The 19,192-nt window shown below is 56.2% G+C and carries 22 protein-coding genes and 1 pseudogene; 13 read left to right on the forward strand and 10 right to left on the reverse strand.

Going from position 1 to position 19,192, the window contains the following annotated elements; all coding sequences use genetic code 11:
* The coding region (locus tag J7394_RS22040) for a hypothetical protein (RefSeq protein WP_209256114.1) at positions 1-222 on the forward strand (222 nt) is incomplete at its 5' end.
* Between the two features lie 48 nt (positions 223-270).
* On the opposite strand, the gene J7394_RS22045 is transcribed toward J7394_RS22040, so the two are convergent.
* Both J7394_RS22045 and J7394_RS22055 read right to left on the reverse strand, forming a co-directional pair.
* Positions 271-1,452, reverse strand: coding sequence for an ATP-binding protein (locus J7394_RS22045; RefSeq protein WP_371812146.1), 1,182 nt, complete (start codon positions 1,450-1,452; stop codon positions 271-273).
* Between the two features lie 344 nt (positions 1,453-1,796).
* Complete coding sequence (locus tag J7394_RS22055) at positions 1,797-2,978, reverse strand: SMP-30/gluconolactonase/LRE family protein (RefSeq protein WP_247748371.1); 1,182 nt, start codon at positions 2,976-2,978, stop codon at positions 1,797-1,799.
* An 86-nt stretch (positions 2,979-3,064) separates the two neighbouring features.
* Here J7394_RS22055 and J7394_RS22060 point away from each other — a divergent pair, with 86 nt between their 5' ends.
* Positions 3,065-3,736, forward strand: a complete 672-nt coding sequence (locus J7394_RS22060; protein ID WP_010437239.1) for a GntR family transcriptional regulator — start codon at positions 3,065-3,067, stop codon at positions 3,734-3,736.
* A gap of 101 nt (positions 3,737-3,837) precedes the next feature.
* Here the strand turns inward: J7394_RS22060 and J7394_RS22065 are convergent, their stop codons facing one another.
* Together J7394_RS22065 and J7394_RS22070 are read right to left on the reverse strand one after the other, a co-directional pair.
* Positions 3,838-4,389 (reverse strand): recombinase family protein, encoded by a 552-nt coding sequence (locus tag J7394_RS22065; protein ID WP_209256116.1) that lies wholly within the window; start codon positions 4,387-4,389, stop codon positions 3,838-3,840.
* A 175-nt stretch (positions 4,390-4,564) separates the two neighbouring features.
* Positions 4,565-5,272 (reverse strand): haloacid dehalogenase type II, encoded by a 708-nt coding sequence (locus J7394_RS22070; protein ID WP_209256117.1) that lies wholly within the window; start codon positions 5,270-5,272, stop codon positions 4,565-4,567.
* Positions 5,273-5,625: 353 nt separating this feature from the next.
* Here J7394_RS22070 and J7394_RS22075 point away from each other — a divergent pair, with 353 nt between their 5' ends.
* Positions 5,626-6,957 (forward strand): amidohydrolase, encoded by a 1,332-nt coding sequence (locus J7394_RS22075; RefSeq protein WP_209256118.1) that lies wholly within the window; start codon positions 5,626-5,628, stop codon positions 6,955-6,957.
* A gap of 186 nt (positions 6,958-7,143) precedes the next feature.
* Here the strand turns inward: J7394_RS22075 and J7394_RS22080 are convergent, their stop codons facing one another.
* Positions 7,144-8,055 (reverse strand): LysR family transcriptional regulator, encoded by a 912-nt coding sequence (locus J7394_RS22080; protein WP_209256119.1) that lies wholly within the window; start codon positions 8,053-8,055, stop codon positions 7,144-7,146.
* 114 nt (positions 8,056-8,169) lie between these two features.
* Here J7394_RS22080 and J7394_RS22085 point away from each other — a divergent pair, with 114 nt between their 5' ends.
* The 9 genes and pseudogenes from J7394_RS22085 (at position 8,170) to J7394_RS22120 (ending at position 14,417) form a co-directional block, all read left to right on the forward strand.
* The gene (locus J7394_RS22085) at positions 8,170-8,844 is read left to right on the forward strand and encodes a DsbA family oxidoreductase (protein ID WP_209256120.1); all 675 of its coding nucleotides are present in this window, start codon (positions 8,170-8,172) and stop codon (positions 8,842-8,844) included.
* 4 nt (positions 8,845-8,848) lie between these two features.
* Positions 8,849-9,049: a hypothetical protein gene (locus tag J7394_RS22090; RefSeq protein ID WP_209256121.1), complete on the forward strand. Its 201-nt coding sequence runs from the start codon at positions 8,849-8,851 to the stop codon at positions 9,047-9,049.
* 11 nt (positions 9,050-9,060) lie between these two features.
* The gene (locus tag J7394_RS22095) at positions 9,061-9,252 is read left to right on the forward strand and encodes a hypothetical protein (RefSeq protein ID WP_209256122.1); all 192 of its coding nucleotides are present in this window, start codon (positions 9,061-9,063) and stop codon (positions 9,250-9,252) included.
* Positions 9,249-10,253 carry an LLM class oxidoreductase gene (locus J7394_RS22100; protein ID WP_209256123.1) on the forward strand — a complete coding sequence of 335 codons (1,005 nt, stop codon included), beginning with the start codon at positions 9,249-9,251 and terminating at the stop codon, positions 10,251-10,253. Before J7394_RS22095 ends, J7394_RS22100 begins: the two co-directional genes overlap by 4 nt.
* 66 nt (positions 10,254-10,319) lie before the next feature.
* Positions 10,320-11,492 (forward strand): FAD binding domain-containing protein, encoded by a 1,173-nt coding sequence (locus J7394_RS22105; RefSeq protein ID WP_209256124.1) that lies wholly within the window; start codon positions 10,320-10,322, stop codon positions 11,490-11,492.
* Positions 11,493-11,531: 39 nt separating this feature from the next.
* Positions 11,532-11,750: pseudogene (grxC, locus tag J7394_RS22980) on the forward strand (glutaredoxin 3); the annotation flags it as partial.
* Positions 11,751-11,810: 60 nt separating this feature from the next.
* On the forward strand, positions 11,811-12,749 hold the full coding sequence (gene trxB, locus J7394_RS22110) for a thioredoxin-disulfide reductase (protein ID WP_371812148.1): 939 nt from the start codon (positions 11,811-11,813) through the stop codon (positions 12,747-12,749).
* Positions 12,750-12,931: 182 nt separating this feature from the next.
* Positions 12,932-13,573 (forward strand): DsbA family protein, encoded by a 642-nt coding sequence (locus tag J7394_RS22115; protein ID WP_209256125.1) that lies wholly within the window; start codon positions 12,932-12,934, stop codon positions 13,571-13,573.
* A 283-nt stretch (positions 13,574-13,856) separates the two neighbouring features.
* Positions 13,857-14,417 carry a GNAT family N-acetyltransferase gene (locus J7394_RS22120; RefSeq protein WP_209256126.1) on the forward strand — a complete coding sequence of 187 codons (561 nt, stop codon included), beginning with the start codon at positions 13,857-13,859 and terminating at the stop codon, positions 14,415-14,417.
* Between the two features lie 13 nt (positions 14,418-14,430).
* On the opposite strand, the gene J7394_RS22125 is transcribed toward J7394_RS22120, so the two are convergent.
* The 5 genes from J7394_RS22125 to J7394_RS22145 all read right to left on the reverse strand — a co-directional run bounded on the left by J7394_RS22125 (position 14,431) and on the right by J7394_RS22145 (position 18,363).
* Positions 14,431-14,805: a methylated-DNA--[protein]-cysteine S-methyltransferase gene (locus J7394_RS22125; RefSeq protein WP_209256127.1), complete on the reverse strand. Its 375-nt coding sequence runs from the start codon at positions 14,803-14,805 to the stop codon at positions 14,431-14,433.
* Positions 14,806-15,002: 197 nt separating this feature from the next.
* Positions 15,003-16,235 (reverse strand): MFS transporter, encoded by a 1,233-nt coding sequence (locus J7394_RS22130; RefSeq protein WP_209256128.1) that lies wholly within the window; start codon positions 16,233-16,235, stop codon positions 15,003-15,005.
* Between the two features lie 57 nt (positions 16,236-16,292).
* The gene (locus J7394_RS22135) at positions 16,293-17,108 is read right to left on the reverse strand and encodes an oxaloacetate decarboxylase (protein ID WP_209256129.1); all 816 of its coding nucleotides are present in this window, start codon (positions 17,106-17,108) and stop codon (positions 16,293-16,295) included.
* Between the two features lie 88 nt (positions 17,109-17,196).
* Positions 17,197-17,808, reverse strand: a complete 612-nt coding sequence (locus tag J7394_RS22140) for a DUF3237 domain-containing protein (RefSeq protein WP_209256130.1) — start codon at positions 17,806-17,808, stop codon at positions 17,197-17,199.
* A 21-nt stretch (positions 17,809-17,829) separates the two neighbouring features.
* Complete coding sequence (locus tag J7394_RS22145) at positions 17,830-18,363, reverse strand: VOC family protein (protein ID WP_209256131.1); 534 nt, start codon at positions 18,361-18,363, stop codon at positions 17,830-17,832.
* A gap of 105 nt (positions 18,364-18,468) precedes the next feature.
* On the opposite strand from J7394_RS22145, the gene J7394_RS22150 reads away from it, so the two are divergent.
* The gene (locus J7394_RS22150) at positions 18,469-18,975 is read left to right on the forward strand and encodes a MarR family winged helix-turn-helix transcriptional regulator (RefSeq protein ID WP_209256132.1); all 507 of its coding nucleotides are present in this window, start codon (positions 18,469-18,471) and stop codon (positions 18,973-18,975) included.
* Positions 18,976-19,192 lie beyond the last annotated feature (217 nt).

Genomic DNA, 19,192 nt, shown 5'->3' on the forward strand with positions numbered 1-19,192 from the left:
GAACACAACTTCCTCAGTGGCGGTGATCCCATGGACCTGGAAAACGTTCTTGGCCAGATCAACGCCGATTGTGGTAACTTGCATGGGGTGGCTCCTCTCATAAGCAGTCTTAGACAACTGCACTATGACGCATTGCGACGCCCGTTGGAGCAGGAGCCATCCACACCATCAGCTTTCCGCCCGTCGTGGCAGTATTTTCAATTGCAACAAGGTTGCGCTTGAGGTGGGCTACAACGTTCAATTTCGAACCCGCTATCAGCGGCCCGGTCGCTATTGAGCCTTGGCGGACGCCAGTCGTTCCATAGCACTCTTGAGGGGCATTGCCCGTACTCCCCCCTGCCCCGGCACATCCTTTTCGTCTGCATAGACAAGTATGCGTTCTGAGACGTCCAATTCGTCTGTCGCGATGTGAAACCCGCGCGTTACCTTGGCAGATGTCGTCCGCTTGATCTCTATGGCCCAGAGGGCGCCACGGGGAAGCTTCAACATCAAATCCACCTCAGCCCCAGCGGAAGAGCGGTAGAAGCTTGCTTCTGTTCCGCGTGGTGCCGCGGCGATCAGGTTCTCGATACAGAATCCTTCCCAACTGCCGCCGACAACCGGATGCCTAAGTAGGTCTTCTTGCGTTTCGATCCCAAGAAGTGCATGGGCCAGCCCGGAATCGCGGATATAGATCTTGGGAGACTTGACCAGGCGCTTTCCGGCATTGGAATGCCAGGGCGGCAAACGACGCACCAGCATCAGGTCGACCAGCAAGTCAAGATAGCGCGCAACGCTCTGGCCCGATACGCCAAGGTTTCCCGCTAGTTTTGCTGCGTTGAGCAACCCGCCTTGGTCATGCGCAAGCATCGTCCAAAATCGGCGCAGTGTTTCCGCTGGAATGCGGAACCCAAAAGCCGGAACATCGCGTTCCAGATAGGTACGGATGAAATCCTCGCGCCATGTCAGGCTGGTCTGGTCGTTCTTCGCAAGGAAGCTATCTGGAAACCCACCCCGCAACCACAGCGCGGATATCGAGTCCGCTCCGGTTTCCGACAAGATGAAAGGCGTCAGCTCGTGATAGCTGACCCGGCCGGCCAAAGATTCTGCGCTTTGGTGCAGAAGCGTGTTCGAGGCCGACCCCAGCAGCAGGAATTGCCCAGTCCGATACCCTTGTCTTCGTCGCCGGTCAATTTGCCCGCGTAATGCCTTAAACAGGCCCGGCATAAGCTGAACTTCATCAATCACTACCAGGCGTCCAACCTGCTCGTCGAGATAGAGGTCTGGCTCTTCGAGCACCTGGCGATCAGCAGATCTCTCCATATCAAGATAGACAGCGTCACGACTTTCAGCGATGTCCAGCGCGAGTGTTGTCTTCCCGACTTGCCGCGGCCCAAGCAGGACGACGCCCGCCTGGTTCTCCAGTGAGTCTTCAACTGATTTTCTATCGCCGCGTTCGATCATACCTTGCATTTACTCCATTCAATAGAAGATTTACAAGGTTAAACTTCGAGGATACTACCTTTCTGAACTCAGCGATAGAAACCAATACAGACCAGCCCAGTGTCTCGCATGGGTGATAGTCAACGCTCACCATGCAGTTGTGGATTGATAGTATGTCTAGAGCAACTTCCCTATCAGCTATCGACCGGTGTAAGCAATCATCCCCTTCCCAATTGGTTTTCCAGCTGCGTGTAGCCCATCACACACGTCTTTTTGTGACAGACCATGGATCGCTTGGTTTTACCGTCAGCATGAAATGCAAGTCTCATGCCACCCGGTTCCGGCACACCGACAAACGCGAAGCTAACAGCAGTTTACTCGGTCGCATCTATACGCAAAGTTCTGACCTCTGGATCTACCCGACTGTAGGCAGCCAATAAGCGCGCAGACCATTTCTGAGCGATGTAGTCTGCCATGAAACGCGAGGGCGCGATCAAAGTAACGCACCCCCCTGCCCTCTCAACTTCGTTCAGATGCTGGAACCAACTGCTCCAAAGCTCCGGATCACGCCCGTGAAGGATCGTTTGAACCTGTGACCAGATCGTTCCACCCGCGTCCTCCGGAGCGGCGGGTTTGGTTTTAAACGGTACAACGTTGGTCTCGACCTCAGGCTCTTCGGTCATCCGTGCCTGAAAATCACGGCCGATCAACGGCCAGACCTCGGTCGTATCGATCATGATCTGCGTTAAAGCTGCTTCGTCACTCATCAGCCTTGAGGTCGTGATGAAAAGCGTGTCGAGATCAGGGCCGCCGAAAGCACAGCAAGTGGGTTTCCAGACCGGCACCTCAATCACACGATCTATCGTGCCGTCGGGTGCGACGCGAACAACGCGATGACCTTCCCATTCTGCGTTCCAGACGCCCCCTTCGGCATCGACACAGGACCCATCGGGCAAGCCAGGCTCATCATTGAAAGAAGCGTGCTGCCTACGGTTAGAAACGGTTCCACCGCTGGTGTCGTAGTCAAATGCGACGATTTCTCGATCCGGGGTATCGGCGAAGAACATCGTGGCACCGTCTGCCGTGAAGCAAGTCGAATTGGCGCAAGATACTCCTTCGATGATCGTCTGTACGCTCAAATCCGTATCTACGCAGATGACTGACGAATTGGCCTTACCAGAAACTTCGTTCATGCCTCCGACAATCAATCGCCCCTGGCGATCTGGTCGCCCGTCATTCAGCCGTGTCTCAGGGTTGTTCGGCTCGAACCGCGTCACAAGGGCTTCCTCGCCCTCGGGCGTGTTGAATACGACTACTCGGTCTGCGTAAGCAACGATCAGACCGCCAGACGCGCGAGGCGCGAAGCAACACACGCGCTCCGGCATCTCATGAGACGTTGTTTCCAACGTTGCAGGATCAAATGACCAAAGGGCACAACCCTCTATGTCGGTCCACCAAACAAGACCATCGGCGGGATTCCAGAAAATCCCTTCCCCGTGCTGGTTCTTACAGTCTGCAACCAACTCTGCGCGCACTTTGTTTGTTCTCCCTAGCATCTTCTGATATCTGATATACCAGCTTGCCTAATCTGGTGTATCAGATATCCTGCATCTGGCAACACCTTTTTTGGAGAAATCCCCAGATGGCGCTGGAGAGACCTAAGTCATTGCGTGAACTCGCACTGGAACACTTGCGAAACAGCATTATCGATGGCTCCCTGAAGATGGGTCAGGTTTTGTCGGAGCGAAAAATTTCCGAAGAGTTGGGCGTATCGAAATCGCCAGTCCGCGAAGCACTCGCTCAATTACGTGACGAAGGGTTGGTCAGTATCGAGCCTCAAAAAGGCGCACGCGTTTTTTCGCTGTCTGAGCCGGAAGTGACTCAGATCTGCGATTTCAGACAGGCTATCGAAACTGCCGCCTTTGAACTTGCGTTGTTGCGGAACCCGGAAGGTCTTGCCGACGACATGCAGCGGGTCGTGAAGGACATGGAGAAGGAACGCAGGCGAGGTAACGAAAAGGGCTACCTTTCACTGGATACCACATTTCATCAGTTGATTTTTGAACATGCCGGTAACGATTATCTGACGGCCAGCTATACACGCTACATCGGTAAGATTGCCGCATTGCGAACCCATTTGGCGAAGCTGCCACAGCATACTGAGCTCTCCTTCGACGAGCATTCGAAAATCGCTATTGCCGTTCGCGAAGGTGACATGGCCAAAATCAAATCTCTTCTCACAGCGCATATTGACCGCACCAGACAAGCCTACAAAAGCGCCGCCATCGTCCTCGAAGGAGCGACCGCATCCTAACAAAAACGTAGCTTCGTTGTGACGGGGCGGGCCAGAAGGGGTCGACTCCGGCTGAGTGCAGAATAGGGCGTTAAGCCCGGATTGAGGTTCTGGATTTGCGCTCAGCCTTCGTTTTCGGTGAGATAACGGTAGATGGTAGCCTTAGAGAGGCTGTATTCCGCCATGAGATCTTTGATCAGAGTGCCACTTGCGCGTTTGTCGCGCAGTTCTACGATCTGATCATTAGTAAGCGCGGGACGCTTTCCGAACTGAACACCTCGATCCTTCGCCTTCTTGATCCCGTCCATTTGCCGCTCAGCGCGGATCTCGGTCTCTAATTGGCCGATGGCCCCGAGCATGTTGAACAAAAGCCGTCCGGTGGCATCGGATGTGTCGATGTTCTGATCAAGGACGACAAGATCGACGCCTTTATTGCGCAGGGTCTCGGCAATCTGGCAGAGATGCAACGTGGATCGAGCCAGCCTGTCGATGCGGGTTACGATCAGTTGGTCGCCTTCGCGGACATAGTTGAGGCACTGTTTTAGCTGAGGGCGGGCAGCGGTGGTGCCGCTACGCTTTTCCTCGAACATCGTGTCACAGTCACGCAGCTTTTCACGTTGCACGTCCAAAGATTGTCCGACTGAACTGACACGGGCATATCCGACTTTGGCCATGGGGTCTCATATAAGTATGCTTTAATGTGTCCCACCACTTTTCTTGCGGAGGAAGCGGCCAGTCGGGACGATGTCATCGAAGCGTGGCGCAGCGCTCAGTCACAGAGTTGGAACCATTGTGATGAAGACGATGGGTGTACTGTCACGTTTCAGTAAAAGGACGTCGCGACATACCCTACTGCTTCAAGAAATCCGCGAGTTCGACCATCGACTCGCAAACTATGTCCCAATTCTCTTCTGGACCAAGATCTGTGGTTTGGCCTGGGCCATACTCTGTTGGCCGATTAACGTATGCAGTTTTGAAGCCAAGTTCTCGCGCGGCCCGAAGATCTTTGTTGTGGGCTGCGACCATCATGCATTGGCAAGGCTCAAGCCCGAGAGCTGATGCGGTACACAGATACGTTCTAGGATCAGGTTTGTAGGCCTGCGCGAACTCTGCACCCAAAATCATGTGCCACGGAAGCGCTGAGTGCCGCGCCAAGTTGGTCATCAAAGCCATATTGCCATTGGACAGTGTCGCAAGGGTAAACGATTTGCGCAATTCTAGAAGTCCATCGACGGAGTCGGGCCAGGGCTTTAAGCGATGCCAACAAGTGTTCAACTCGAGGATGTCATCCTCGCTCAACCCATGGATCTCGTATTTTTCCAATAACTTGATGAGGTTTTCACGATGCAGAACATCAAGGATGACAAATGATCGGCGCTGAGAGCGGACATCTTCCATCGCTGGTTGATAGAGTTCGCGCCAGTCATCGATGAAAGCGAACCAATCCCGGCTCAGGCGTCGCGGTTCAAAAAACGTTCTAAGCTCTTCAGCAACAGAGCTCCGCCAGTCGACCACTGTTCCGAATACGTCAAATGTGAGCGCTTTGATGCCGTTCATTTGTTTCCTGACTGAGTTCCGTCTTATGCAGAGCCACCGCGTCTCCGGACACCCAGGCAACTTGGGTTTTGGCTTCTACGATCTCGCGTGGCGACATCCAACTTAGACGGCTAATTGGACCTTACTTTCTGTTGTTCTCAATCCTATCAATTAGAAATGACCCAGGTTTGCAGCGTAGAGCCGTCGGGTTCAGGCGGACTTGGCGCAGTTGTGCGACCATTTAGATCTTCTAAAATTTTTCTGAATGGACCACTTTTAACTCTAGTAAATCAAGTTTTTTTGAACCGAACTGCTGTACAACGAAGCAACGTCCTCCGCTGTGTGAACGCTGCCGTTCTCGAACGGACCTACGTTTGCTCACATCGATGATTTGGATTAACTCAGCGTCGATGGTTTCTCAGACAATGCGTGTTTTGTTGACGCAGCTGAAGTGTCCTCGTTCGATGGACTTCTGCAACGCTGTAATGCAAGCTGAGCTAAACTGGGCATGGTATGAATGGCAAAAGTTGGAAGCGGCAAAGAAAGTGTTCGAAGAAGGTAAGCTCAAGCACTCAATGACTGAGTGGCGGCGCCACTTGCACCAGAACCCTGAATTTGGCTTCGAAGAATTTGAAACTGCAAATTTCATTGTCGGCCGCTTGCGCGAACTTGGCTACGAAGATGTAGTTACGGGGGTCGGTGGTACGGGCGTTGTTGCAACCCTCAAGCGCGGAACCCGCGCGCGCACTGTCGCTTTGAGAGCAGATATGGATTGTCTGCGCATTCAAGAAACAACAAATCTGCCACATGCATCCTCCAAACCGGGGTTAATGCATGCCTGCGGTCATGATGGGCACACTGCAATACTTCTGGGAGCTGCAACTTTGCTCATGGCAGAAGATACGTTCGATGGCACAGTAAGATTCGTCTTTCAGCCTGCGGAGGAATGGGGGCAAGGCATGAAAGCCATGATTCGCGACGGCCTTGGTACCAAAATCCCGTTTGACGAAGTTTATGGGCTGCATATCAAACCAGGTCTGCCCGTTGGTCAACTCGAGACCCGGTCGGGCCCATTCATGGCTGCTGAGGACGGCTTCCAAGTAACAGTAAAAGGCGCGGGCGGCCACGCATCAAGTCCGCATCTTTGCAGAGATGCAATTGTGTGCGGGGCGTCGATTGTGTCGGAGCTTCAAACAATTGTTTCGCGTGTATTGGACCCGGCAGAACTTGCTGTCGTGTCTGTCACGTCCATTCTCGGCGACAATGTAAAGAACGCCATTTCTAGCGAATTGAAGATTGAAGGCGATTGCCGTCATTTCAGTTCGGTTGTAAGCAAAAAAATCGAATACACCTTGCGCCGAATTGTAGATGGCATTGCGACTTCGCATGGATGTGAGGCCAAAGTCTATTATGAGCGCGTGTTTGTTCCATTGGTGAACGAAGAAGCCTGTACTCAACATGCATTGGCTGCGGCACAGGCTGTGTTTGGTCCAGAAAATGTATCTGGTGACGCACCGCGGGAGGGGGGAGCCGAAGACTTCGCACAAGCTCTACTAATTGCCCCCGGTGCATTCGCGAATATCGGCAACGGTGACAGCGCCGTCTGTCACAGTTCAGAGTTTGAGTTCAACGACGAAGCCCTACTACCCGGCGCGCGCTGGTTTGCCGAGCTAGTGCGGCAGCGTTTACCCATCGAGGCGAGCTGAGACTTCACCCATACACAGTAAGCCATGCACATCGCAGCTTCGTGGACTTTGCGATAATTCAGCGCACCAGAAAGTAGTATTGAGCCAAACTAGATACCACTATGGAGAGATTGCAGAAGTGTTCACAACTCGGATAACAAACGATTTTTTACATAATAGGTCTTCCACCATGACCGAAGGCATACGTCACTCCCAGTAGGGCGGCGACCCGAAGTGCGCGGCAAGGTGGTCCACGAAGGCCGTCACTTTTTTCGATCCTTTCCGGTTTGGCAAATAGACTGCATGGATGGCTGTGTTCGTTTCTCCATGGCCGACGGTCCAGTCAGATAGGATCGGTTTGAGGCGGCCCGCTTTAACGTCCTCACCTACCAGCCAAGACGGCATCATAAGCAGCCCACCTCCGCTGATTGCTGTTTGGCGCAGCATCTCGGAGTTGTTGGCCACCATGCTGCCAGCGACTTTCACGCTCAGGCTCTCGCCATCCTTTTCCATCTTCCAGGTGCGGTCTCCGTCTGCGAAGGCAAAGCAGAGACAATTGTGATCCCTCAGATCGTCGGGATGTTCCGGAACGCCATGTTCGCCGAGATAGTCCGGGCTGGCACAGATCAGTCGTCGATTAGGTGCGAGTTTTCGGGCGATAAGGCTGCTCGTATCGAGTTTCCCTATCCGGATCGCAATGTCGATCCGCTCTTCCACCAGGTTCACGAAGCCATCGCTGAGGCGGAAGTCCAACTCGATTTCAGGACAGCGCCGCATAAAGAGCCCCATGGCTGGAGCGACGTGTAACGACCCAAAGACAACGGGCATGGATATCCTAAGAAGACCGCGGGGTGCGCCCCCGGCCTCGCTGACGCTGCGATTTGCGTCATCCAGCGCATCGAGCACCAGGATCGCCTGATCATAATAGGCTGAACCTGCATCCGTCAGTGTAACGCTCCGCGTGGAGCGATTGAGAAGCTGTGTTCCGAGGCTGTCTTCCAGCGCATTTACCTGCCTAGTCAAAGAGGATGTCGCCAATCCCATAAGGCGCGCTGCGGGCGCAAACCCGTCTTCTTCGACAACTGCGCGGAAGGCGCGAAGTGCTGCAAAGTAGTCCATATCATCTCCGAACTATCGTTGCGTCATACGCAATACTTATGCCGGTTTTCGACCGATTATCAACGAGTGGCTGCTTTGCCATGTTCTTGCCAGACAGCGAATTGGAGAAAAACCATGACCACAGAAAAGACAGTCGTCGAAATCCGCCTCACATCGGACTTCATCTGTCCGTGGTGCCGGATTGGTGAAAAGCGTCTCGAGAATGCCCTGGCGTTGCTGCCAGCAGACATTGACGTCAACATCCATTGGCAGCCGTTCGAGCTCAATCCTCACATGCAGAAAGAGGGGATGAACCGGGAGATCTACCGGTCCATGAAGTTTGGCTCCTCGGAGCGCAGCCAATCCCTGGATGCGGGTACTGTTGAGGCGGGCAAGCCAGATGGCGTTGAATTCAACTACGACAGTATCGAACGCACACCCAACACCTTTGCGGCTCACAAGCTGACGCATTGGGCGGACAAACAGGGCCGCCAGGCGGATATCGCGCATCGGGTTCTGAGAGCGTATTTTGCCGAAGGACGAGACATTGGCGATCAAGGTGTCCTTGCGGAAATCGCCGCCGAGGCAGGTCTCAACGGGGAAGATGCCTGGACCTATTTGGCGGATGCAACGACCGACGCCGACACTCGAGACTTGTTGGAGCGCACAGCGCGTTCCGGTGTTCAAGGCGTCCCGCAGTTTGACATCGAGGGACAGATCATCGGCGGTGCGCAATCAGCCGAAGTGCTGTTTGAGGCCATTCAATCGGCGGCCAAGGAGAAGGCGGCGGTCGATGTGGCTGCGGGTTGAGACCATGCCTTTCGACGCAAAAGATGGATTGGGTGTCAGCACCCAATCCACCAAGGGCGGCGGTCATCGGACTGACCAAGGTCACATGGAGACGGCGGACATCCGAGCGCGATTGCTGGACGTTCTGGTCTACCAGTCACTCGACCCGTTGCTCTCGCCCGCGGCACCTCTGCGAGCAACGACACTTCACACATCGAACATTTGAAAGGACGTAACATGCTCACGCAGACACATAGTGCTCCGAAACAACCAAAAGCTGGTTTTTCCCGTCCGGTTTATTCCGACAACCTGATGTCGGTCGTGCCAATGGTGGGGTCTGTTTCTGATCTGACCGCCGCAGCGATGATCGCGCTCACACCATATGGCGCGTCACACAAATCCCAGTCTGCGGAGGAGATAGCGCAATGACCCTATCCAACGAGAATGCCTCGCATGTTGGGTTTTCAAGGACCTTCGCACCGGGGAAACTGTCGCTGGGGATAATGATGCCAACGGCACCTCTGGTGCACGGCGTTCCGAACATGACCGGGCAGCTCGCGCAGGCGGCAAGGATCGATGAACTGGGCTTTGCCGCGCTTTGGTCGCGCGATGTGCCCTTGTTCGATCCGGAGTTTGGCGACGCGGGTCAAATCTATGACCCCTGGGTGTGGCTATCGCAACTGGCGGCGCGCACGAAGAACATTGCTCTGTCGACCGCAGGCATCGTCCTACCGCTCCGTCATCCCATTCACGTTGCGAAAGCTGCGGCGTCATTGGACGTGCTGTCAGGGGGGCGATTCATGTTGGGGGCCGCGTCGGGCGACCGGGCAACGGAATACCCGGCCTTTGGCTATGACCATGCAACTCGGGGCCAAGCCTATCGGGATGGCATTGAGACCATTCGCCAGCTCACGGAGCATGACTTCCCACGCTTTGCTTCGGGCCCCACGGCATTCGATGGAGGTCTCGATCTTCTTCCAAAGCCGACCGCACCGCGCCTGCCGCTCTTCGCCGTCGGCAGCGGGCAACAGAGTGTTCAGTGGATTGCGGAACACATGGACGGGTGGATCTCCTATCCACGCGATATCGAAGACCAGCGCCGCCGCATCGGATTGTGGCACACGGCCTTGGATCAACGCGCACCCGGTCAGTTTAAGCCCTTTGCTCAATCCCTCTTTGTGGATTTGGCAGAAGATCCAAACGCGCCGCAAAGCCCGATCTTTCTGGGTTTCCGCTTTGGGCGGAACCGGTTGATCGACCATCTGGAAGGCCTTCAGGACCTCGGTGTGCATCATGTCATGATCAACCTGCGGCACAGCACCAGACCTGCAGCGGAGGTTGTGGAAGAGTTCGGTGCCGAGGTTTTGCCGCTCTTTCCTGCACATGGCATCGTTGCGGAAAGCGCAAAGATGATATCGCAAACCGTCTAATTATCACCAACTCAGGTGGTCGCTACATTCAGAGATGAAGCTGACATCTGCACGAGGATCACGACAATGACCAATGCAAAACCAAAACGTAACCGCGCCATCGTCATCGGTGGTTCGCTTGGCGGGCTGTTCGCGGGCAACATGCTCAAGAAGGCCGGATGGGACGTCGATATCTATGAGCGCTCGGCCCATGATCTCGACAGCCGGGGCGGTGGCGTGGTGCTGCAACCGGATGTGGTCGAAGTATTCCGCGAAGCGGGTGTCGACATCGGCGCCATGAGCCTCGGTGTGCCGTCCAAGAACAGGGTTGTTTATCGCAAGGACGGGAGCATTCAGGACAAACGCCCCGCGCCGCAAATGCAAACCTCCTGGCCGTTGATTTATTCCACGATGAAGGAGACCTTTGGCGACGCTCACTATCATCGTGGGCGGGTTCTGACATCAATTGAACAGGACGAAGACGCCAAGACTGTCACCGCGATTTTCGAAGATGGGTCGCGCGAGACCGGGGATCTCCTGGTCGGCGCCGATGGCAACGGATCAACGGTGCGGCAGCTCATTTGGCCGGATGCAAAACCCGCCTATGCGGGGTATCTCGCCTGGCGCGGTTTGATCCCGGAGAATGACCTGACGCCCGCGGCTCGGGATGGTCTGTTGGGGGATTTCGGGTTTTCCAACACCACGGGCTCCCACATCCTGGGCTATCTTGTGCCCGGTGAGAACAACACCACGGACCCCGGCAAACGGTTTTACAACTGGGTTTGGTACCGCGTCGCGGATGACGAAACCCTCGCTAAGATCATGACCGACAAGGATGGCAAGCAGCGTGGGTATTCGATGCCCGAAGGAAAACTGTCCGCAGATTGGAAAGCACATGTCTATCGCGAGGCGGACGCGTTGCTTCCGGCACCCTTCCGCGAGGCGGTGCATTCGACACAAGAACCCTTCGCCCAGGCCATCCGCGATTTGACCGTGCCCAGTATGGTGAACGGACGGGTCATTTTGCTTGGCGATGCTGCATTTGTTCCGCGCCCCCATACGGCGGCCAGCACATCGAAGGCGGCGGCGAACGCACTTGCACTCTATGACGCGCTGGCTCGTACGCCCGAGGATGTCGATGCCGCGCTGGAACGCTGGGAACCCGGCCAAATGATGCTTGGGAACATGCTCTATCGGCAGGGCACCCAGGCAGGCGACAGCCTGTTGTTTCGCAAAGACATGAGTGAACGGGTCGGTTGACCCCGACATTGAGGAGACAAGACAATGACCAAGATCACTATGTACACCAAGGACGTCTGCCCCTTCTGTGATCGGGCAAAGGCACTGCTTAAGGCGAAGGGCGCTCAGTTCAACGAGATCAACATCTCGACCGACGAAGACGTGCGCGCCGAGATGATTGAGCGTTCCGGACGCAAGAGTGTCCCGCAGATCTTCATTGACGACCATCACGTTGGTGGTTTCGACGACATGGCTGCCCTTGAAGCTGCCGGAGAGCTCGATCCCCTTTTAGGCCGCTACGGCCACGAGACATTCAAAGAGACACATCACAAGCTTGTTGTGATTGGCAGCGGGCCCGCGGGTTACTCCGCGGCGATTTATGGCGCGCGCGCCGGTCTGGAACCTGCCCTGATCAGTGGCTTGGAGGTGGGTGGCCAACTCACCACAACCACCGATGTGGAGAACTGGCCGGGCGGTGCGGATGGGCTGCAAGGCTCGGATCTCGTGACCCAAATGCGCGAACATGCGCAACGCACTGGCACGGTGTTGTTGAACGACGTGATTGTATCAGCGGATCTGTCACAACGCCCTTTCAAGCTGGTGGGCAATACGGGTACCTATCTGGCGGACAGCGTGATCATTGCCACCGGTGCATCCGCCAAGTTCCTGGGCCTGCCGTCGGAGACCGCTTTCAAAGGACGCGGCGTCTCCGCCTGTGCGACCTGTGATGGGTTTTTCTTCAAAGATCGCAATGTTGTAGTCGTGGGCGGCGGGAACTCGGCCCTCGAAGAGGCGCTCTATCTATCAAACATCGTCTCTCACGTGACGATCGTGCACCGTAGGGATCATTTCACAGCAGAGCAGGTGCTCCAAGACCGCGTTCAGGCGCTCGTCGACAAAGGCAATGTGGATGTGATCTGGGATCACGAGGTCTCCGAGGTCATGGGGGATGCGGGTGAGGTCTCACAGCTCAGGCTGCGGGGCACGCAAAGTGGAGACGAGCAAATCATCGCGACGGACGCTATGTTTGTGGCCATCGGCCATGATCCCAACACGCGCCTCTTCAAAGACGATCTGAAGACCGAAAGCGGGTATCTGGTCACGGAAGGCGGCAAGTCGGGCCAGGCGACACAAACAAGCGTTCCCGGCGTGTTCGCAGCCGGCGACGTGGCAGACCCCGTCTATCGCCAGGCCGTCACCTCGGCCGCAAGTGGGGCCATGGCGGCCCTCGACGCAGAGCGCTTTTTGACGTGGGAAGCTCAAGCCATCGCTGCTTAGGAGCAATTAATCAACGTGAGAGGGCTGGAGGTCTCCATACAGTACAGCACTCTCTCGGTCGTTGCATGAAACGCAACGCTCATCGCCATTCGTCACTTATTCAACATCAGCCAAAGGGTCTCATCTTTGGTGGAGAAGGGAAGCCCAGAGAGGGGCTTTAACGAACGCAGAAAGGAAAGAACATGTCCCAAGGAAACCCCATAACCATCGACATCTGGTCGGACTATGTCTGCCCGTATTGCTATCTTGAGTTCCCGGTGCTCGACGCGCTGAAGAACAGTACAGATCGCGAAATCACGGTGAACTGGCACGCGTTCGAGCTTCGCCCGTTCCCAAACCCGACACTGCCGCCCGATGGCGAGTATCTTCACACGGTTTGGGCAAACTCGGTTTACCCGCTCGCCAAAGAGCGCGGTCTGGACATCAAGCTGCCGCCGATCCAGCCTTACAGTAAAGACGCCCTTGCAGCCGCAGAGTATGCGAAAGAAACACCTCACTTCGATGCGTTCCACACAGCCATGTTCAAAGCCTTCTTTGAAGAGGGCAGGGATATCGCGGACAGGGCCGTGATCGAAGATGTTGCCCGGGCTACGGGCCTTGATCCCAAGGCCGTGTCGGATGCCATCGACAAAGGTGATTATCGCGAGAGAGTCGATCGTTCGCACGATGAAGCCGCAGCACTTGGGGTCCAAGGCGTTCCTGCGATCTACCTCACCGACACCGTGACGGGACAAAAGCTTCGATTGCCCGGTGCCGCGGGGCTCAAACAGTTTGAAGCGGCCATTTCCGCTTTGTCCGAAGCGAACGAGCGGAAGATCGCATAGCCTAAGGCAAAGATACAGATTTGCTTCAAGCAACAATCAATGAGGGCGGATCCCAAAGTGATCCGCCCTCACGCCGTTTGGCTCTCGTGTTTGGATTCTCGAGACGAAACACTTGCTAATGGTCAGTCGCGTTGGTCGCCACGGCTGACGGCTCCGCGAGACAAACCGACCGTTCGCGTTCGCAATACAAATGTTCGCTTGTGCGCTTTCTAAGGGTAAAACTTCCTACTCTTGACGTTATGTGCGCACCGCACATAATGATTCTCAAAGATGAGGCTCCATTATGGAATACAAAACCAAGCCACTCGACGTGAGCACCTGGGACGACTTCGCGCGCCTCGTTGAAGACAACAATGGGGTGTGGGGTGGGTGTTGGTGCACGTGGTACCATGGCAAAGAGCATGCCGGGGCCTCGGTTGAAGAAAAACGCGTTTTGAAGGAAGCCCGCGTCAGAGCAGGCGAGGCGCACGCTGCCCTCGTCTATCACAACGACACATGTGTCGGATGGTGTCAGTTCGGATCACCCGAGGAACTGCCTCGCATCCACAACGCACGGGCCTACCAAAAAGAGAACCCCGCGTTGCCTGACTGGCGCATCACCTGCTTCTTCTCGGGCAAAGGGCATCGCGGCGGTGGCGTCGCCTCCGCAGCACTCGCAGGCGCTGTTGCACAGATCAAAGCGCTCGGCGGCGGACGCGTTGAGGGCTATCCTGAAGACATTGAAGGGCGCAAGGCAACGCCTGCGTTTCTCTTCAACGGCGCGCTACACATGTTCGAAAGGTTGGGGTTCGAGCGGACGCGCAAGATCGGCAAGCACAAATGGGTTGTCACGCTCGAACTGTAGCGATCGGATGCGTTTACGTCTTCACCGATAGCGGTAAGTCTCCGAACAAACCCGGCGCGCTACCAATCTGTGCCCCTTCGATTTCGAGCATTTTGAGCTTCAGCTGCACACCGCCCGGCGCCGAAAAACCGGTCAGCTTCCCACCAGCACCCAACACGCGGTGGCACGGAACAATGATCGGAAGTGGATTGTGACCCAAAGCTTGCCCGACCTCCCTCGCTCGCTGTTTCTCGCCGATCTCGTCCGCGATCTCGCCATAGGTCGACGTTTCGCCCGGAGCCAGGTTTTGTGTGACCGCGTAGACCTTGGTTGCGAAGGGATCGACGCCTTCAAAACCACACGCGATGAATGAAAGGTCTGTACGATCCCCTTCGAGAAGTCCGGTCATGGCCGTGATCGCCTGTTGAACTGGCTCCGGCGGGAAACCCTCTTCTGCATTTCGCCGTTCTGCGAAGAAACGCGCGGTTGTCGCTGGACACGCATCTGGCAGTCGCGTTGCGACCACCACATCGCCGCACCACGCCACACCGCATGCGCCAATGGATGTTGCGAAGAGTGCAAACTGTGTGGCGTGTGACATGCTGGTCAACCAGCCCCTTCCTTGGGCGGTTGCGGCAGTCGCCAGAATGCGAATGTTGCGAGAGCAATAATGGCACTGACAAGCAAAAGCGCTGCGCGTGACGGCTCTATGCCCAAGTCCAGGGCGAGCGTTCCCGCAACACCGCTGAGCCATTGCATCGCCGCGACACCTCCAAACATCGCCATTGTGAAGACACTGAGCGCTCGGCCCGCCATTTCTGTGGGGTAAGACGCGCGCACGTCCGCGTATTGCAGTGTCACATAGCCGCCGGACAGGCCCGTGAAGACCGCAATCGCTACGTCAATCTGCACACCCCAGCCTATCGCCAGAAGTGCGAACTGGACGGCATAGGCAGCGCTGAACCACATGATGATGCGTCGGCGGCGGGGTGGGCCTGGATCGATCCGCCCGAACAGGTAGGGTCCAAGGATGACGGCAAATGATATCGCCAAAACGACGTTTCCGATGTCGATGAGGGATAGTGCATATCGATCCGTCAGGAGCGGGCCAATCCAAAGTCCACGCAAGGCCATGAACGCCGCATAGGTGGTCGCACCAAGACAGCAGATGCCAAGTGTGTGGGGTTGTGCGATCACGGCACCAAGGCCGCGAAGCTCAGCGCCTATCGTCTGATCCTGCCCCTGCGTTCGGGTTGGGTCCTGTTCCAGAAACCAAAACACGGCCAGCCAACTCAAGGCCGCCAAACCCGTGAGAACGCCAAATCCGACGCGCCAGGACCAGATCTCAATAATCCATGCGAGCGGGGTGGCCGTCAGCAGCATGCCCACGCCTCCCGTCGCGAGGATGATGCCTGAGAGCGCCGCGAACCTCTCAGCTGGGTAGCGTCTTGAGATGAGAACCATCGCTGCGAGAAGCGCGGGAGCACATCCAATCCCAAGCAGGCATTGTCCAAGGATCAGTAAGTCCACGCGATGCGCCATCGCAGAGATCACGCCCCCGAAAAGCGCGATCACAAAGGCAACAATCACGGTGCTTTTGGGCCCATATCGGTCGAGCGCTACACCCACAGCAGGTTGGGCGAACGCAAAGGCCAGATGAAACGACCCCGCAACAGCCCCGAGAGCCTGTGCCGACGCATTGAACTCGGTGGCCAATGGCTCTGCGGAAACACCAATGACCGTGCGAAAGGCGTGGCTGATGATAAAGACAAAGACCAACGCCGCCAGCATCAACGGCACGCTCTTCTCAGCGAGTGGCGCAATACTACCAGGTTGCATTCCGCGCGCTCCAAGAAACCGTGCAGGCGATAAGTTTGGCGACGGATATCAACCGTCTCACAGCATCAGCTCATTCAGAGCCGGATACGGCATGCCACTCTCGGTCCAACCAAATGTTCCCGCTTCGTAAAGCTCCTGCGCCGCGGCTTGCAGGCGTCCCGCAACGGCGCTGTAAAGCTGCGATCCAACGCTGATACGGCGGACGCCGCGTTGCGCAAAGTCAGAAACGGTTCCTACGTTGCCTATGCCTGCCAAGACGTTGATCGGTGTTTTGACGTGATCGATTACCTTGTCCACATCCGCGAGTGACATGAGCGCCGGGGCGAACAGGAGATCGGCTCCGGCCTCCTCAAAGAGCGACAATCGGGCGAGTATCTCATCGATGTCGCAGGCTCCCGCAAAGAGGCCATCTGCGCGAGCGCAAAGAACAAACGGGCGATCCAGCCCACGCGCGGCTTCGACGGCTGCGATGATCCGCTCCTTGGCTAGCTCCAGATCGAAAAGGGGAGCCGAAGTATCGCCAGTCGTGTCTTCAATTGATCCACCCGCCAGCCCGGCCTCACCAGCGAGGCGAATTGTGTCCGCTACCGCCTCAGGTGCTGCTCCGAACCCGTTTAACAGATCGCCTGAAACCGGAATGTCGACAGCTTCAACGATCGCGCGAGCATTCTCCAAAACGAGGTCGCGCGACGTTTCCCCATCCGTTTGCCCAACTGACCATGCGAAGCCCGCGCTGGTCGTTCCCAAACCAGAAAACCCAGCCGCTTCCAGCACACGAGCAGACCCTGCGTCCCAAGCGTTCGCCATGACAAAGCAACCACTGGCGTGCAGGTCCTCGAAACGTCTCGCTTTGTCCTCAATTGTCGCTGCCATTTCTTGTCCCGCCTGTTCAGTGTTCGCGTTCAACGGGCGAGTGGTTCTCGCGCGGCGTTGATGACTTGGGTCGCCAAGATTCCGATCTTCAGAGCACGGCGTAAAATCGGTGGATCGGTCCCCCATCGCCAGTGCGCGATTTGGTGACGGCCACAATGTTGTTGAGCCACGCATATCGCGGGTCGCCCGTTTCAAACTGCGGCGCAGCGCGAAAGTAGTAGCGCCATGCGCCGTCCGGATCGTCCGCTTTCGTGACATCAGCGGCATATTCAGCATCCTCGCGGCCTGACCAGAACCGCCCATGCCAATGGACATAGATCAGCGCGTTGTCCTGGGTTTCCCAGGTGAAGCGCACATCAAGGTCGCCGACGCCGTCCGCGCGGATGTTCACCCAGTCCGCGCCTGCGTCTTCTGTCACACGTCCTCTCAAATGCGGGCCATCAAAGGTGCCACCCGTCACGTCGAAGATCAACCGCTGTCCGCTCGGTCCTGCGCCCGTAGTTGTCGGTGGCAATTGAAGCTGCACCCGCGCTTCTGTCAGAAACACGAGTTCAGGCGGGGCGTCCGCATCCCAGCCTTCGGGGCTGAGCAAAACGCCACCACCGTTCGGGTTGACGCCATGGGCTTGGCTTTCTCCAGCCAGTACTGCGGCACTCAGCGCCCCAGCACCTACGAGCAAGCTTCTTCGTGTGTGATCCATCGGAAACCCTCCCTGTTCCTGTCAGTTGTTTGTGGCTTGATAAAGTTCGATCAATTCGCCGCTTGGACCCTGAAGGAACGCCATCCGCATGGGTTCTGGTTGCGCGCCGGACATAATCACATCAAGCGGCGTTCCATCCCATTCTTCATTGGGAATTGGTATGTCGAACCGGGCACCGCCGGAAGCGAGGGCTTGCGCGTAGGCGGCATCCACATCGACGACGGCGAGCGCCAGATGGTTCATCGGAAACCCCGGCGGAGACATGTCCCCGTCACCGGCAGGGTGTAGTTCGATGTATCGGCCTTCGCCTGCCTCAAGGAAAACACTCGCAACTGTAAACGGAAAGCGGTGCGTTCCTCTCAGCCCAATGATGTCTTCGAACTCTTCTCGAAGGGTAAGACCAAGACCTTCCATGTAGAAGCGCGTTGATACTTCCATGTCAGAGACGAAGAGGCTGACGTGATGGAGAACAGGAGTCTGTATCGGGCAAAACACCCTTTGGTCCGGTTGTACGGCATTAGCTGGATCTACAGATTTGTTCTGCTTTGCCGCCATCGTACGTGCCTTCCATCCTACTTTGCATTCGCATCTTCAAAATTACGTGCGCTCCGCACATATTGTCAAGTTGAAAATCGTGCGCAACGCACATATTGTACCGCCATGACAGACAGAACAGCCAATCTTCTCGGGGTCCTTGGTCTTGCCGTGGCCGACCGAATAGAGGACATCGCACGCGATATTCTGGGCCGCGTCGGCGAAACACCGGCCGCTCTGGTGGTCATCGGACACGGGACCGGATTGTCGAATGACGGGCTGCGTCGCATTTTGCGTTTGTCGCACCCGGGCACGGTTCGGCTTGTTGACAGGCTGGTTGCCGATGGTCTTGTTGAACGTGGCGAAGGAAAGGATCGGCGCGCGGTTGCGTTGCGACTTACCGAGCAGGGTCGAAGAATTCGCGACAAACTGCTGCAAGGCCGGCTCTCAGCCTTAGACGCATTGCTGGTCCCGCTCTCTGAACAAGAGCGAGAGTTGTTCGACGGTCTTTTGGACAAAATCCTGATCTCTATGGATACGACGGTCTCTGACCGGCGCACGCTTTGCCGCCTTTGCGACGTTCAGGTTTGCTCGGACTGTCCAATACCGGCGAGTGAAGGAAGAGCGGCGTGACTCTGCCGCTATCTTTAACATAATAAACCGTATCAGCGCTTTAGAATAGTTGGTTAAAGTACTGCATTTCTTTATAAAATAGGGCGACATCGTGTTGCAACCAAGTAGAAATGTCACCCGGTCTGCAAATTAGAAATGTCACTTATACTGCGCTGAGGAGAGCAAAGCCTGGCAGGGCGGAGACCTCATATATCGCAGCCCTGGCTGGCTTTGCGGG

This window comes from Ruegeria sp. R13_0 (genome assembly GCF_017743995.1).
Lineage (GTDB): Bacteria > Pseudomonadota > Alphaproteobacteria > Rhodobacterales > Rhodobacteraceae > Ruegeria.

What these genes read in the sequence shown, in the direction of transcription:
- J7394_RS22045 (WP_371812146.1), bottom strand. Translation starts at nt 1,452, where the DNA reads ATGCAAGGTATGATCGAACGCGGCGATAGAAAATCAGTTGAAGACTCA.
- J7394_RS22055 (WP_247748371.1), bottom strand. Translation starts at nt 2,978, where the DNA reads ATGCTAGGGAGAACAAACAAAGTGCGCGCAGAGTTGGTTGCAGACTGT.
- J7394_RS22060 (WP_010437239.1), top strand. Translation starts at nt 3,065, where the DNA reads ATGGCGCTGGAGAGACCTAAGTCATTGCGTGAACTCGCACTGGAACAC.
- J7394_RS22065 (WP_209256116.1), bottom strand. Translation starts at nt 4,389, where the DNA reads ATGGCCAAAGTCGGATATGCCCGTGTCAGTTCAGTCGGACAATCTTTG.
- J7394_RS22070 (WP_209256117.1), bottom strand. Translation starts at nt 5,272, where the DNA reads ATGAACGGCATCAAAGCGCTCACATTTGACGTATTCGGAACAGTGGTC.
- J7394_RS22080 (WP_209256119.1), bottom strand. Translation starts at nt 8,055, where the DNA reads ATGGACTACTTTGCAGCACTTCGCGCCTTCCGCGCAGTTGTCGAAGAA.
- J7394_RS22085 (WP_209256120.1), top strand. Translation starts at nt 8,170, where the DNA reads ATGACCACAGAAAAGACAGTCGTCGAAATCCGCCTCACATCGGACTTC.
- J7394_RS22090 (WP_209256121.1), top strand. Translation starts at nt 8,849, where the DNA reads ATGCCTTTCGACGCAAAAGATGGATTGGGTGTCAGCACCCAATCCACC.
- J7394_RS22095 (WP_209256122.1), top strand. Translation starts at nt 9,061, where the DNA reads ATGCTCACGCAGACACATAGTGCTCCGAAACAACCAAAAGCTGGTTTT.
- J7394_RS22100 (WP_209256123.1), top strand. Translation starts at nt 9,249, where the DNA reads ATGACCCTATCCAACGAGAATGCCTCGCATGTTGGGTTTTCAAGGACC.
- J7394_RS22105 (WP_209256124.1), top strand. Translation starts at nt 10,320, where the DNA reads ATGACCAATGCAAAACCAAAACGTAACCGCGCCATCGTCATCGGTGGT.
- J7394_RS22115 (WP_209256125.1), top strand. Translation starts at nt 12,932, where the DNA reads ATGTCCCAAGGAAACCCCATAACCATCGACATCTGGTCGGACTATGTC.
- J7394_RS22120 (WP_209256126.1), top strand. Translation starts at nt 13,857, where the DNA reads ATGGAATACAAAACCAAGCCACTCGACGTGAGCACCTGGGACGACTTC.
- J7394_RS22125 (WP_209256127.1), bottom strand. Translation starts at nt 14,805, where the DNA reads ATGACCGGACTTCTCGAAGGGGATCGTACAGACCTTTCATTCATCGCG.
- J7394_RS22130 (WP_209256128.1), bottom strand. Translation starts at nt 16,235, where the DNA reads ATGCAACCTGGTAGTATTGCGCCACTCGCTGAGAAGAGCGTGCCGTTG.
- J7394_RS22135 (WP_209256129.1), bottom strand. Translation starts at nt 17,108, where the DNA reads ATGGCAGCGACAATTGAGGACAAAGCGAGACGTTTCGAGGACCTGCAC.
- J7394_RS22140 (WP_209256130.1), bottom strand. Translation starts at nt 17,808, where the DNA reads ATGGATCACACACGAAGAAGCTTGCTCGTAGGTGCTGGGGCGCTGAGT.
- J7394_RS22145 (WP_209256131.1), bottom strand. Translation starts at nt 18,363, where the DNA reads ATGGCGGCAAAGCAGAACAAATCTGTAGATCCAGCTAATGCCGTACAA.
- J7394_RS22150 (WP_209256132.1), top strand. Translation starts at nt 18,469, where the DNA reads ATGACAGACAGAACAGCCAATCTTCTCGGGGTCCTTGGTCTTGCCGTG.